This window comes from Neoroseomonas soli (genome assembly GCF_018129065.1).
Lineage (GTDB): Bacteria > Pseudomonadota > Alphaproteobacteria > Acetobacterales > Acetobacteraceae > Neoroseomonas > Neoroseomonas soli.
The window spans coordinates 42,027-54,877 of record NZ_JAAEDM010000001.1; the positions used below are offsets into that span (position 1 = coordinate 42,027).

The following is a 12,851-nucleotide window of genomic DNA, read 5'->3' on the forward strand; positions in this document are numbered from 1 at the left end:
GGGGGGCGCGGGGGGAGAAGTTCCCTGCTCCCCCCGCCCTTTCTTCAGAGCCCCGCCTGCGACACGAACTTCGTGTTCAGGTAGGCCTCGATCGCCTCCGACCCGCCTTCCGAGCCGTAGCCGGAATCCTTCACCCCGCCGAACGGCACTTCCGGCAGCGCAAGGCCGAGATGGTTGATCGTCATCATCCCGCTCTCGACCTGCGACGCGATGGCGTTCGCCGTCTTGGCCGAGCGGGTGAAGGCGTAGGCCGCGAGCCCGTAGGGCAGGCGGTTCGCCTCGGTCACCACTTCGTCGAAGTCCTTGAAGCGGGAGATCATGGCCATCGGGCCGAAGGGCTCCTCGCTCATGGCGCGGGCCGTGAGCGGCACGTCGGTCATGACGGTCGGCTCGTAGAAGTAGCCCTTGTTGCCGAGGCGCTTGCCGCCGGTATGGACCTTGGCGCCCTTGGACTGCGCGTCCTGCACCAGGGTCTCGATCCAGGGCACGCGGCGGTCATGGGCGAGGGGGCCCATGGTGGTGCCCTCGGCGAGGCCGTCGCCGACCTTCACGCCCTTGGCATACTGGACGAACTTCTCGACGAAGCCGTCATAGTGCTTCTCCTGCACCAGGAAGCGCGTCGGCGAGACGCAGACCTGGCCGGCGTTGCGGAACTTGGCCCCCGCCAGCGTCTTCGCCGCGAGGTCGAGGTCCGCGTCGTCGAAGACGATCGCCGGCGCGTGGCCGCCGAGTTCCATCGTCACGCGCTTCATGTGCTGGCCGGCGAGGCCCGCCAGCAGCTTGCCCACCGGGGTCGAGCCGGTGAACGTCACCTTGCGGATGACGGGGTGCGCGATGAGGTATTCGCTGATCTCGGCCGGCACGCCGTAGACGAGGCCGACCACGCCCGGCGGCAGGCCGGCATCGACGAAGGCGCGGATGAGTTCAGCCGGGGAGGCCGGGGTCTCCTCCGGCGCCTTGACGATGATGGAGCAACCCGTGGTGACCGCGCCGCAGAGCTTGCGGACCACCTGGTTGATCGGGAAGTTCCAGGGCGTGAAGGCGGCGACGGGGCCGACCGGCTCCTTGATCACCAACTGGTAGATGCCCTCGCCGCGCGCGGGGATGACGCGGCCATAGGCGCGGCGGCCTTCCTCGGCGAACCAGTCGATGATGTCGGCGGCGGCCATCACCTCCATCTTCGCCTCGGGCAGCGGCTTGCCCTGCTCCAGGGTCATCAGCCGCGCGGTCGCGTCGGCGCGGGAGCGGAATATCTCGGCGGCCTTGCGCATCAACTTGTAGCGTTCGAAGGCCGGAACCTTCTTCCACACCGCGAAGCCCTTGTCGGCGGCGGCCAGCGCCTCGTCGAGGTCGGCCTTCTCGGCATGGGCGACGGTGCCGATCACCTCCTCGGTGGCTGGGTTCAGCACGTTGATGGTCTTGCCGGAGCGGGCCGCGCGCCACTCCCCGTTCACGTGCAGCTGGACGTTCGGATAGGACATCGGCGAATTCCTCCAGGTCAGGTGTGAACCCACCCTAGCCCCGCGGCCGACACCGGGCCAGACGGGGTGCCTTGCCCGGACGGCATGGCTGGCCGATCCTTCATGGAAAGTCCGGCGCAACCGTCGCCGGACCGGAGGAACCGCCATGATCCGTTCGACCCGCCGCGCCCTGCTCGGCGCGGGCGCCGTCCTTGCCGCGCCGGGGGTGTTGCGCGCGCAATCCACCTATCCGAGCCGCCCCGTCACCGTGATCGTGCCCAACCCGCCGGGCGGCGGCACGGATTTCGCGGCGCGACTCTACCAGGAAGGCCTGCAGGCGGCGCTCGGCCAGCCCGTGGTGATCGAGAACCGCCCGGGGGCCAACGGCAACATCGCCATCAACGCCGTCGCGCGCGCGGCGCCGGACGGGCACACGCTGCTGCTGCAGTACAACGGCTACCACGCCGGCAATCCGGCGATGATGCAGGGCCTGACCTGGGACCCGATCCGCGACCTCTCCATCGTCGGCATGGCGACCATGGCGCCACATGTGATCCTGGCGGCACCCAACGTGCCGGCGAACAACCTGCAGGAGTTCATCGCCCATGCGCGGGCCAATCCGGGGAAGCTGAACTATGCCTCCTCCGGCAACGGCTCGATCCAGCACATCGGCGGCGTGCTCTTTGCCCGGGCGATCGGGGCGGAGATGGTCCACGTCCCCTATCGGGGCGCCTCCCCGGCCTTGCAGGACGTGGCAGGCGGGCGCGTCGAGATGTTCATCACCACCCCATCCTCCGCCGTGGCGCTGATCCAGTCCGGCCGGGTCAAGGCGCTGGCCTTGGCGAGCGCCCGCCGCGCCGCCGGCCTGCCGGAGGTGCCCACCACCGCCGAGGCCGGCCTGCCCGGCTTCACCCTCGACGCCTGGTTCGCCTTCGCCGCGCCGGCGGCGACACCCCGCCCGGTCCAGGACCGGCTGAACGCCACGCTGCGCGCCCTGGCCGAAACGCCCGGCATACGCCAGCGCGCCGAGCAGGGCGGCGCCAGCACGGCGGCCATGACGCTCGAGGAACTGGACATCCTGGCGCGGCGGGAGGTGGCGGAACTCGGCGCCGTGATCCGCTCCGCCGGCATCACCATCGAGTGATCGAGCCCGGCCGCACCCCGCGATCCGTCGTGGTGCGGCGCAGCGGCGGCCGCTAGGATGACGCCATGATCCTTTCCGTCTCGCCGCCCCGGTTCCTCCTGCTGGCTGCGGCCCTGCTCTCCGCATGTGCCGCCGCCGAGGGGGGAAGGGCAGGGGAGTCCGGGTTCGCGCCTTCCCCCAGCAACGCCTTCGGAGCCTATCTGGCGGGGCGCTTCGCCACCTCGGAATCCGATACGCAGGTGGCAGCGGACAGCCTCCTCGCGGCGCTGCGCGCGGATCCGGACCAGCCCGAGGTGATCCAGCGGGCCTTCATCGCAACATTGCTCGATGGCCGGCCCGAGGCCGTGCGGCTGGCGCGCCGCCTGCCGGACAATCCGCTCGCGGCCATGCTGATCGCGGGGACGGAGGCGCAGGCCGGGCGCTGGGACCGCGCCGAGGCGCGCATCCGCAGCCTGCCGCGCCAGGGTGCCTCCCAACTGCTGCAGCCCATGCTGCTGGCCTGGGCGATGCACGGGAAGGGCCAGACGGACGCCGCCGTGGCGTTGCTGCGCCCGCTTGCGGAAAGCGGCCGGCTGCGCACGCTCTATGCGCTTCACGCGGCGTTGATCTGCGACCTCTCCGGCCGCGCACGGGAGGCGGAGCGCTTCGTGCGCATCGCCATCGGCGACAACCAGCCGCACACGCTGCGCCTGGTGCAGATTGCTGCCGGCATCCTCGCCCGCGGCGGCAAGGAGAACGAGGCCGAGCGGCTGGTCGAGGCGCTCTCGCGCGCCCAGGACGACCTCGCCCTTGGCATGGGCGAGCGCGGGCTGCGGCAGATGATGACGACCCGCGCCGTGGCCTCGCCGGTCGAAGGCATGGCGGAGGCGCATCTTGCCCTTGCCGGCGCCCTGCGCGGGCAGGGCGCGGCCGAGTTCTCGCTGGCGCTGACGCGGCTTGCGCTGCGGCTGCGGCCTGGCTTCGCGCCCGCGCTGCTGCTCGCCGCCGATGCACTGTCGGACGAGAACCAGCATGAGGCCGCGCTGGCACAGCTCAATCAGATCCCGGCCGACGACCCGCTCGCCGGCATGGTGGGGTTGCGGCGCGCCGCGACGCTTGACCGGCTCGACCGCCCGGAGGAGGCGGCGGCCGAATTCCGACGGGTCGCCGCCGCCTTCCCCGGCGCATCGCAGCCCCATGCGCGGCTCGGCGACATGCTGCGCGCCCGCCAGCGCTGGGCGGAATCCGCGGCGGCCTATGACGAGGCGATCCGCCGCGTGCCGGCGCCGACGGCGGCGAACTGGCCGCTCTTCTACGCCCGTGGCATCGCGCTGGAGCGCGCCGGGCGCTGGCCGGACGCTCAGGCGGATTTCCGCCGTGCGCTCGAACTCAGCCCCGAGCAGCCCAGCGTGCTGAACTACCTGGGCTACACCTGGGTGGACCGCGGCGAGCACCTGGCCGAGGCTCGCCGGATGCTGGAACGCGCCGTGGCGTTGCGCCCGCAGGACGGCAACGTCGCCGACAGCCTCGGCTGGGCGCTGTACAAGATGGGCGACATCCCCGGCGCGGTCCGCTGGCTGGAGCGCGCGGTCGAGTTGGAGCCGCGCAACAGCGTGATCAACGACCACCTCGGGGACGTCTACTGGGTCGCGGGGCGCCAGCGGGAGGCGCAGTTCCAGTGGCGCCGCGCCCTGGCGCTCGGCCCGGAGGGCGAGGAGGGGCCGCGGATCGAGGCCAAGATCCGCAGCGGCCTGCCGGCCAACCCGGTGGCGGAGAACCGCCGCTGACCACGCCGCGCCGGGAGGCGGCGCCCGCCAAGGTCAACCTGCACCTGCATGTGACCGGCCGGCGCGCCGATGGCTACCACACGCTCGACAGCCTGGTGGTCTTCGCCGGGGCCGCGGACGCGGTGCTGGCGGCGCCGGCGGAGGGGCTGGGCCTGACGCTGTCCGGCCAGGAGGCGGGCCTCCTGGCGGCCGAGCCCGACAACCTGGTGCTGCGCGCCGCGCGGGCGCTGTCCGTGGCTGCCGGGGTTCCACTGCGGGCAGCGCTGGCGCTGGAGAAACGCCTTCCGGTCGCATCAGGGATCGGCGGCGGCAGCGCGGATGCAGCGGCGGCGCTGCGGGCGCTGAACGTGCTGTGGGGCCTCGGCTGGACCGAGGCGCGACTGGCCGAGGTGGCGCTGCCCCTCGGTGCCGACATCCCGGCCTGCATCGCATCCCGCCCCTGCCGCATGGGTGGGATCGGGGAGGTGCTGGCGCCCGCGCCGCGCCTGCCGGGCTGCGGCCTCGTTCTGGCGAATCCGCGCATCGCGTTGGCGACACCGGCCGTGTTCAAGGCGCGGCATGGCGACTTCTCGGCACCTGCGGTGCTGCCCGATGCCTGGCCGAATGCGGCGGCGATGGCGCGCGACCTGGCGTCGCTGCGAAACGACCTCGAGCCGCCGGCGATGGCGCTTTGCCCTGCGGTGGCCGAGGTGCTCGTTGCAATCCGGGCCCTGCCGGGCTGCCTGCTCGCGCGCATGAGCGGTTCGGGCGCGACCTGCTTCGGGCTGTTCGCCGACCCGGCCGCGGCCGCCCAGGGCGCCGCCCTGTTGCCCGCGGCGTGGTGGCGCTGGGGTGGGGGGCTTCACGGAGCGGGGGAGGGAGGGGTATGAGGCGAGGCGGCTGGGGCGTAGCCAAGCGGTAAGGCAGCGGTTTTTGGTACCGCCATTCCCAGGTTCGAATCCTGGCGCCCCAACCACGCAGTCATGGTGTCGCAGACGATTTCCCGGTCTGCGCACCCAGCCCGCGAAAGGCCCGCCTTTCCGGCCAGACACGCGAGGGCATCGCGCCTAGCCCGGACAGGGGACCTCGCCGGATCACGCCGCCGGGCCGCTTGCACGCGATAGGTCGACGGGGCGATCGGCCGGACCTTGCAGATCGGCTCGACCCCGTACGCACCGTGATGATCATCGATAAAGCCGATCATAGCTTGAGCCGGCGGTCGAGATCCGCCTGGGCGAAATACGCCGACGCCCTGCGCAGGATCTCGTTCGCCTGCCGTAGCTCGCGGTTCTCGCGCTCCAGAGCCTTGAGCCGGGCCGCCATCTCCGTCGTCGGCCCAGGCTTGCGGACGGTGTCACGCTCCGCCTGCTTCACCCACTCGTTCAGCGTCTGGCCCGTGCAGCGATCTTGGCCGCGATCGACAGGATCGTCGCCCAGCGCGACGGGTGCTGCGCCTCGTGGTCCAGCACCATCCGCACCGCACGCTCGCGAACCTCAGGCGAATACTTGTTCGTTGTCTCGCTCGGCGTCGCTCACGCCTCTCGGGAGTTGGAGCTTCCGACGAACCCGGGACGGTTCAAGGCGCTGCCGCATCCCAGATCATCGGCAGCTTCGTCAAGCAACGCCGAAACCGAGCATGGACACGGTAAGCCGGTGTTAAGTGCGGCTTCCTATTGTGCGCCCGGCGTGGCTCCGGAGGCCGCATTGACACGCCTCCAAAAGGGATGAGCAGCATGGATAAGCAGCAGATCTGGGATCAGGTGCGTTCGCAAGCCGTTGCGACGCCTGCGATCTACGGAGCCGTCGATTTCGATGCCGTGCCAGAGCGCTTTGCCGGCGCTCCCGGTGATCCGAATGAACTGCGATCGGCGAGCGAAGCGGAGCGTGCACAGCTGCTCGGCGATGACGGCCTGATGACGCTCATCCGCGCCTACACCTTCATGGGCGATCGTTTGGCAGACCCTTATGTCGCTCTGATGCCGGAATACGGCTTCAAGCGGCTGATCGGCATGGTCGACGAAGCCTGCAGACACGGCATTGATTCCGTTGCCGATGCCCCGCCGGAACTGCGCAACTTCATCGCGGCGATGGAAACCGTGCCCGCCTGGCTGGACATGGCGATGGTCGAGGAAGGCGCGCGCATTGAGCGTGCGGCCATGGCGATCATGAGCCCCATTGCCATCCGCGCCGCCTTCATCGCAACCTTCATGAACCGATATGCTGCGCTCCCGATGGCGCTGACCGGGACACTCTCGAATGCGACCGCAGCCAGGCGCGTCAAGGAGACCGCGACGTTCTTCGCGACCTCGGTGCTGCCCGGCGCGCTTGCTCGTGACGGCGAGGGCTTCCGTGCGGCGGCGATGGTTCGCCTGATGCATTCGATGGTGCGCTTCAACGTCATGCGCAAAGGTCGCTGGGATGCCTCGGTCTACGGCATCCCGATCCCGCAGGTCGATCAGATGCCTGCCGGTCTCATAGCGGTCACCATGATGGCAGCCGACGTGCTGCGCCAGGGCCGGAGCGAATTCACCGCGCAGGAACGCGCCCGTGTCGAACTCAGCCGCTACCGTTGCTACCTGCTCGGCTTGCCCGAGGCTCTTCTGGCGACGACGCCAAAGGAGATCGTGACGCTCATGGCCGCGAGCCTGGCGACACTGCGTTCGGGTTTTGATGACGAGACCTGCGGCAATCTGCTGCGCGCGACGCTCGGCGCCTATCTCCCGCCGGATAATTCCCTCCCGTCCCGCGTCTTCGACCGTGTGGAGAAAGGGTTCTCGAAGGTGTTCTTCGTCAAGAACTATGCGGGTGGGGATGCAGCGAAAGCTGCAAGCATGGGAGTGGTTCCCAATACGCTGGACAAGGTCTGCTACGGCATCGCCGCGGCGGTGGCCGGCAGCCGCCTGCTGGCCTACAGGCTGGGGATGAACATACCGGTGCTTGCAGCTGCGCTCGACCGACGTCTCGTCGCGATCATCGGCAAGCAGCTTGCGTCCTGGGGACATGCCCATTTCACGACCGATGCAGCCGCCTATCGGCCAAGCGCACCCTAGAACTACTTTGGCAGAAGATGTGCTGGGCTGATCGACTTCGGATTTCCTTGGCCTGCGTTGCGTGATTCATGAGGGCTCGGCTTCGGGGAGCCGATCATGGTGAGAGAGGCGGTTGGCACGGGCTGGCAGGCCGAACTGGAGCGTTGGCTCGCGCCCTTTCCCGTCAGGCTCGGGCACAAGGCGCGGCAGCGGATGTGCCCGCTCTACGTCGCCGGCCTCACCGTTGAGCGGCGTCGAAGTATACGACGGCTGATGCGCAGGATCGTCCGCGACGCTCGGCGTTCACGCCCCAGAGGTGACCGAGGATATGCGCATCGCGGTGCGCCTGGGGCGGGGGTTGGGCGCACTCGATGCTGAGCCGGCAACGCCGCGATTGCGCGACAAACAGGCGTCACCGTTTCCGGAGAATTTCAGTCTCCGATTCCCATTGCTGCAGCAGAAGGCAACGTGGGCTGAAATTCTCTGCGGACCGTCTCCGCGAACCAGCACGCCGCTGGCTCCGTGCTGTCCATCTTCAGCCGGCGATCAGATGGATACCACCGTAGAGGCAGTGACGCCCCGCCTTCAGGGCTTGGTGAATTTCAGAACAAACTCGTCCTTTGGCTGTGGCGGCTCAGGGGTGTTCCGATCGCGCGGGTCGTTCGGATTGCGCAGGAAATCGCCCTCTTCGACCAAGCGGAAGCCTGCGGTCTCCACCTCGCGGCGGAGAAACGCTTCCTCGATGCGGTGCAGCGTACCGGATTCCGAAATGCCTGTTCCGGGGCGACCGGAATGGTCGGCGATGACGTAGTGCCCGCCGGACCGCAGCGCACGGAACACGGCGGCATTCATGGCCGCGCGATCGACGCCGAGATGGCCGAGGTCGTGATAGTTGAACATCAGCGTCACGAGATCGAGGCGCGCATCGCTCAGCTCGGGCGGAATGGGATCCTCGAAGGGGCGGGACACCGCGATGATGGGTGCCGCGGCGACGCCTGCGGCACGGAGCCGCGCGTCGCGCTCGGCCAGGGCGACGGGGGAAGGCCGCGGCGGACCCGATGGCGCGGCCGCGGACGGGACATCCGGGCGGCTGTTGCCTTCCGGCGCCGGCGGTGGGGTCGCCGGGCGGGCGGCACCGGCCGGACGGCTCTGCCCGTAGACGATGCCCGTGGGTCCGATGGCGCGCGCCAGCAGCTCCGTGGTGTAGCCTCCGGCGGCGCTGAGATCGAGCGCAGTGATGCCCGGCCGGATGCCGATGAAGGCCAACATCGCCTGGGGCCTGCGTCGCACATCGTTGGTGCGATCTGCGGGCGTGCGATCCGGGCTGGCCAGGATCTGCGCGGTGAATTCGGACGTGATCGGCTCCGCGTTGCGGGATTGCGCGGCCGCCGCTCCAATCACTGCGGGGCATATTGCCCCCGTCATGGACGTCAGGACATTCCTGCGCGTGATCATGGCGAGATCCTCCGGAAGCGGCGGCAGGCAGCCGCCCGCGCAAGGCTAGGCCGAGAGCCGTGCCCGCGCCAGCACCGCGCCCGCCTGGCGATCAGGCTGGAGGAAGGGACGACGCGGGTGGAAGCGCCCGATCCCTGCCATGCTCTACCGAGGATGCATGTCGGCAGCGAGAACCTAGCCATCCGACACCGGCTGACGGTCGATATTGTCGCGCATCGCGTCCAGGTTCCTTGGGCGGAAAATCGGTATCATCGCGACATCCTCGACCACGATACGCATCGCCTGCTGAAGCATGGGTTCGCGCGCTTGGGGTTCGATCTCGCTCTGGGCGCGCTCGAACAGTGCGTCGAGCTCAGGGTTGCTGCAGCGGCCGCGGCTGCTGTTGCCCCAGTCGTTGGCGCCGCCATGGGTCGCGGCATTGGCGATCGGCGGCATGTTGGGATCGCCGAATTCGTACCGGTCTTGCAGGAGGAACACTGGCCGCAGAAATTGGCGGCGAAGAACGCGAAGCATTCTGTCGTCTTGCGCAGAGTGCTGATGCCTTCGCCGACCACGATCGTCGCGCCCGTTCCGAGGTGCGAGCCACGCGCCCGCACGCTGTCCAAATCCGGCGCGATGTCGAAATCTCCGACCGGCAAGCAGCGCATCGGACGGGCCACCGGTGGAGACGCCTTGAACACCTTGGCCCGCTATCCTTGTGAACGGGGCGATGCGTGCCTTGATGGCGCCCTCGGCTCCGGCGTGATGCTTCGGTCGGGCCGAGAGCTTGCGATAGCCTATCCGCGCGCAACTCGCGTTTCAGCGTCTGCCGCGAGACCAATGTGCCGGGACGATCGCTTCTAGCGGAGCGGTGGCGAGTACATGAGGCCGCCCTGGTCCCAGAGCCGGTTCAGGCCTCGCGCCAGGCCATAGGGCGCGGCGTTGCGCCCCCACATCTCCCCGTAGTTGCCGACAGCCTTGATCGCGTTCGCCGCCCAGCGGCGATCGAGACCCATGCTCGGCCCGATATCGCCCTCGCCCAGCAGGCGCCGCACGTCGGACGATGCACCCGGGCCGGGGTTGTCGGCCGTCGCGGCGGTCACGCCCTGCTGTTCCGCCCAGACCAGGGCGAACTGCGTCCAGCGCACCACGTCCAGCCACTGGTCATCGCCCTTGCGGATCCAGGCGCCCAGCGGCTCCATGGTGATGTTCTCGGGCAGCAGCAGGAAATCGTCCGGGTTGGACTGCGACATGCGGAAGCCGGAGAGACCGGTCATGTCGCGCGTATAGACGTCGCAGCGCCCGGCCAGGAACGCCCGGATGATCTCGTTCGGGTCATCGATGAGGATGGGCTGGAAGGTCAGCCGGTTGGCCCGGAACCATTCCTGCAGGATGACCTCGGTGGTGGATCCCGGCGGAACGCAGATGGTCGCGCCGTCCAGCTGGTTCAGCCGCGTGACGCCGAGCGAACGCCGCACCAGGAAGCCCTGCCCGCTGAAGTAGTTCGCGGCGGCGAACACCAGGCCGAGCTGGGTCTCGCGCGTGGTGGTCCAGGTCGTGCTGCCGAACAGGACATCGATGTCGCCGCTCTGCACCGCGGGGAACCGGGTCAGCCCCGTGACCGGGCGAATATTGGCCTTCTCGGGATCGCCCAGCACGGCGGCGGCCAGCGCGCGACAGGAGTCGACGTCCATCCCGCGCCAGACCCCGCGGCTGTCCGGGAGCGAGAAGGGAGGGTTGTTCGACTGCACGCCGCAGACGACGCTGCCGCGGCTACGGATCGCGGCCAGGGTCGGCGACCCCTGCGCATGGGCACCGTCACCGGCAGGCAGTCCGATGCTCGCGAGCACGCCGAGCCCCAGGACCGCCATGCAGCGCCGGCCCCATCCAGCCACGACGCGAAGCGCAGTTCCAGCGGATGTCGAGCGGGCCGGGACGTTCATCGGTCATATGCTCCCACGGGGCAGGTGGCATCACCCTCGGTTACGTTACGCGCCTCGGCCTGGGAGCGGAAGCGGGGCCAGTCGAGCAGTTCGCACTCGAGCGTGGCGAAGAACGCCTCGGCCATCGCCTTGTCATAGGCGTCGCCGACCGACCCGGTCCACCGGCGGCGCCGGCTTCGCGGCATCGCATCCCGAACGCATCCTGCACGTGCCGGACGAGTGCGCGCCGACGACCAGGCGTCACGCTTTCTTTGCCAGCACATCCTGTAGCATCGCCTTGTCCAGCTTGCTCTGGCCACGAGCTTCCCCGGCTTCGTGTTCTCATCCTCGGTCAGCGTGGCGACGAGGCCCTTGGTGGTCAGACCTGACGTTCAGATGCGTTCGTTGGCGGCCCAGTGCCACAGCATGAGTTCGTCGATACGGCTGTTGGGCCAAGGCTTTCCACGTCGAGATCGGCACGCACGACCTTCGCGCCCGCATCGAGGAAGTGCTCGGCACAGGCACGACCGAGCCCTTGTGCAGCACCGGTCACGACGGCAACTTTTCCGGACAGCCTCGTGGAAGACCTCGCAGTTCAGTAGACGACGGTCTCGTGCAGCGGTGTGCCCGACCGGATGCGGGCGTGACCGAGCGGGCTCAGGTCCAGGGATTGATAGGCGCCGTGCAGGATCCACTCGGCGACGCCCCGGCCGGTCGCAGGTGCGTGCTGGACGCCGTGGCCGGAGAATCCGGTCGCCAGGATCAGGTTCGGCAATGCGTCGTGCGGGCCGATGACCCCGTTGTGGTCCAGCGTGTTCATCTCGTAGTGCCCGGCCCAGGCGCGTTCGACGCGAAGCTGCTCGAGTGCAGGAATACGGTGTGCCAGAGCAGGCCACAGCAGCGCCTCCAGCAACTCATGTGCAGGCTCGAAGTCGCCTGTTGCATCGGGGTCGGCGTCGGCAGGCGGAGCGATGCCGGTGATGAAGCCTTCGCCTTCGGGCCGGATCCAGAACCCCGACGTGTCGAACACCATGGGCACGCCGCGTCCATCGAGGGGCGCGCGGATGCTGAATACGGTCCGCTTGCGAGGTTCCACGGGAAGGTCGAGCCCGAAGCGTCGCATCAAGGCACCGGAAGATGGTCCGGCCGCGTTGACGCACCAATCGGCCGGGATGCTTGTGCCGTCCGACAGGCGCACGATGGTCACGCGACCATTGGCGGTGTCGATGCCCGTCGCCTCTGCCTCGATATACTCGACGTCATGCTGCCGCGCCCCGCGGCGGACGAGTTGCAGCAGTGACCAGGCGTCGAACCAGCCTTCGTTTCGGACGCCATAGGTGGCGACGCCAAGCCCTTCTAGGTTCAACCAAGGGAAGCGCGTGAGCGCATCCGAGGGTGTCAGAAGGTCCACTTCGGCGCCCGCCTGCCTCTGCATGGCGACGCCTTCCTTCCAGAGCGGCGCGACATCGGGCGTGCCAAGGATCAGGTACCCCCTTTCGACAAATCCTATATCGGCGTCATCACCGAAGCGCCGCTTGATGCTGCGCAGGAACTCGGTACCGAAAAGGCTCATCCGGACGTTCACGGGGCAGCCGAATTGTGAGCGGATCGAGGCCGCCGAGAGCGCCGTCGAAGACCTGGCGTAGGTGGGGTCGCGCTCGACCACCCGGATGCGGCCCATGAAGCCCAACTCCCGCAGGAACAGGGCTGTGCAGGATCCGACAATGGCACCGCCGATGATCACGACGGTCTCTGTGCTGGACATGGATGGAAGCACCGTTGTTGGGAGCCGTTGCGCAGGCTGGTCTGTTACTCCAGTTCCAGGTGCTGCTTGCGGCGGATGAAGGGCGAGTAGACCGGCACGCCGGGAATGATCCGCCCAGCCGTACTACAGCACCACCAGGTCAGTCCGGTCGAGCCTCTCCAGCTCCTGCGCCACATGGGGATGCAGCGTGCCATATGACGCGACGGGATTCTCCGGTTCAGTCGATCACAGGGCCAGATTCCCGCACCGGGACCCCCAAAAGGCGACCTGCCGCGCCACGGAGGCGTCCGTCTCGCTCGGCGTCATATCCGCGAAGCGGTCGAATCCTGCGCGGGCGATCCGCGCGTTGATC

At 68.9% G+C, this 12,851-nt stretch carries 11 protein-coding genes, 1 tRNA gene, 3 pseudogenes and 1 other annotated feature; of the genes and pseudogenes, 6 read left to right on the forward strand and 9 right to left on the reverse strand.

The window, feature by feature from the left end; translation table 11 throughout:
• Positions 1–44: 44 nt before the first annotated feature.
• Positions 45–1,481 (reverse strand): NAD-dependent succinate-semialdehyde dehydrogenase, encoded by a 1,437-nt coding sequence (locus GXW76_RS00185; protein ID WP_211859881.1) that lies wholly within the window; start codon positions 1,479–1,481, stop codon positions 45–47.
• Positions 1,482–1,626: 145 nt separating this feature from the next.
• Here GXW76_RS00185 and GXW76_RS00190 point away from each other — a divergent pair, with 145 nt between their 5' ends.
• The 4 genes from GXW76_RS00190 (at position 1,627) to GXW76_RS00205 (ending at position 5,325) form a co-directional block, all read left to right on the forward strand.
• Positions 1,627–2,604, forward strand: a complete 978-nt coding sequence (locus tag GXW76_RS00190; protein WP_211859883.1) for a Bug family tripartite tricarboxylate transporter substrate binding protein — start codon at positions 1,627–1,629, stop codon at positions 2,602–2,604.
• A gap of 65 nt (positions 2,605–2,669) precedes the next feature.
• A complete protein-coding gene (locus GXW76_RS00195) occupies positions 2,670–4,370 on the forward strand; it encodes a tetratricopeptide repeat protein (protein ID WP_211859885.1) in 1,701 nt (566 codons plus the stop codon).
• Complete coding sequence (locus GXW76_RS00200; protein WP_211860061.1) at positions 4,367–5,239, forward strand: 4-(cytidine 5'-diphospho)-2-C-methyl-D-erythritol kinase; 873 nt, start codon at positions 4,367–4,369, stop codon at positions 5,237–5,239. Before GXW76_RS00195 ends, GXW76_RS00200 begins: the two co-directional genes overlap by 4 nt.
• Positions 5,240–5,250: 11 nt before the next feature.
• Positions 5,251–5,325 (forward strand) — tRNA-Gln (locus GXW76_RS00205).
• A gap of 81 nt (positions 5,326–5,406) precedes the next feature.
• Here the strand turns inward: GXW76_RS00205 and GXW76_RS25550 are convergent.
• A pseudogene (locus GXW76_RS25550) lies at positions 5,407–5,821 on the reverse strand (IS3 family transposase); the annotation flags it as partial.
• Positions 5,479–5,595, reverse strand: a sequence feature (AL1L pseudoknot). It overlaps the preceding pseudogene by 117 nt.
• A gap of 261 nt (positions 5,822–6,082) precedes the next feature.
• Here GXW76_RS25550 and GXW76_RS00215 point away from each other — a divergent pair.
• Together GXW76_RS00215 and GXW76_RS26305 are read left to right on the forward strand one after the other, a co-directional pair.
• A complete protein-coding gene (locus tag GXW76_RS00215) occupies positions 6,083–7,399 on the forward strand; it encodes an oxygenase MpaB family protein (protein WP_211859889.1) in 1,317 nt (438 codons plus the stop codon).
• Between the two features lie 96 nt (positions 7,400–7,495).
• Positions 7,496–7,666, forward strand: a pseudogene (locus GXW76_RS26305) (IS701 family transposase); the annotation flags it as partial.
• Positions 7,667–7,963: 297 nt separating this feature from the next.
• Here GXW76_RS26305 and GXW76_RS00220 read toward each other — a convergent pair.
• The 7 genes and pseudogenes from GXW76_RS00220 to GXW76_RS25895 form a co-directional block, all read right to left on the reverse strand.
• Entirely contained in the window at positions 7,964–8,833 is an 870-nt protein-coding gene (locus GXW76_RS00220; RefSeq protein ID WP_211859891.1) for a class I SAM-dependent methyltransferase, read from the reverse strand.
• Positions 8,834–9,007: 174 nt separating this feature from the next.
• A complete protein-coding gene (locus GXW76_RS00225) occupies positions 9,008–9,346 on the reverse strand; it encodes a hypothetical protein (protein WP_211859893.1) in 339 nt (112 codons plus the stop codon).
• A gap of 326 nt (positions 9,347–9,672) precedes the next feature.
• Complete coding sequence (locus GXW76_RS00230) at positions 9,673–10,683, reverse strand: amino acid ABC transporter substrate-binding protein (protein ID WP_211859895.1); 1,011 nt, start codon at positions 10,681–10,683, stop codon at positions 9,673–9,675.
• A 119-nt stretch (positions 10,684–10,802) separates the two neighbouring features.
• Positions 10,803–10,951, reverse strand: a pseudogene (locus GXW76_RS00235) (IS3-like element ISMxa1 family transposase); the annotation flags it as partial.
• Positions 10,952–11,113: 162 nt separating this feature from the next.
• Complete coding sequence (locus tag GXW76_RS26235; protein ID WP_408904286.1) at positions 11,114–11,287, reverse strand: hypothetical protein; 174 nt, start codon at positions 11,285–11,287, stop codon at positions 11,114–11,116.
• Positions 11,288–11,329: 42 nt separating this feature from the next.
• Positions 11,330–12,499: an NAD(P)/FAD-dependent oxidoreductase gene (locus tag GXW76_RS00245; RefSeq protein ID WP_211859897.1), complete on the reverse strand. Its 1,170-nt coding sequence runs from the start codon at positions 12,497–12,499 to the stop codon at positions 11,330–11,332.
• Between the two features lie 44 nt (positions 12,500–12,543).
• On the reverse strand, positions 12,544–12,675 hold the full coding sequence (locus GXW76_RS25895) for a hypothetical protein (protein WP_272875993.1): 132 nt from the start codon (positions 12,673–12,675) through the stop codon (positions 12,544–12,546).
• Between the last annotated feature and the right edge of the window lie 176 nt (positions 12,676–12,851).

Bases quoted from the DNA above. Each gene is read 5' to 3' on its own strand.
- GXW76_RS00215 (WP_211859889.1), top strand. From the start codon at position 6,083: ATGGATAAGCAGCAGATCTGGGATCAGGTGCGTTCGCAAGCCGTTGCG.
- GXW76_RS00220 (WP_211859891.1), bottom strand. From the start codon at position 8,833: ATGATCACGCGCAGGAATGTCCTGACGTCCATGACGGGGGCAATATGC.
- GXW76_RS00245 (WP_211859897.1), bottom strand. From the start codon at position 12,499: ATGTCCAGCACAGAGACCGTCGTGATCATCGGCGGTGCCATTGTCGGA.
- GXW76_RS00195 (WP_211859885.1), top strand. From the start codon at position 2,670: ATGATCCTTTCCGTCTCGCCGCCCCGGTTCCTCCTGCTGGCTGCGGCC.
- GXW76_RS25895 (WP_272875993.1), bottom strand. From the start codon at position 12,675: ATGTGGCGCAGGAGCTGGAGAGGCTCGACCGGACTGACCTGGTGGTGC.
- GXW76_RS00225 (WP_211859893.1), bottom strand. From the start codon at position 9,346: ATGCTTCGCGTTCTTCGCCGCCAATTTCTGCGGCCAGTGTTCCTCCTG.
- GXW76_RS00190 (WP_211859883.1), top strand. From the start codon at position 1,627: ATGATCCGTTCGACCCGCCGCGCCCTGCTCGGCGCGGGCGCCGTCCTT.
- GXW76_RS00230 (WP_211859895.1), bottom strand. From the start codon at position 10,683: ATGGCGGTCCTGGGGCTCGGCGTGCTCGCGAGCATCGGACTGCCTGCC.
- GXW76_RS00185 (WP_211859881.1), bottom strand. From the start codon at position 1,481: ATGTCCTATCCGAACGTCCAGCTGCACGTGAACGGGGAGTGGCGCGCG.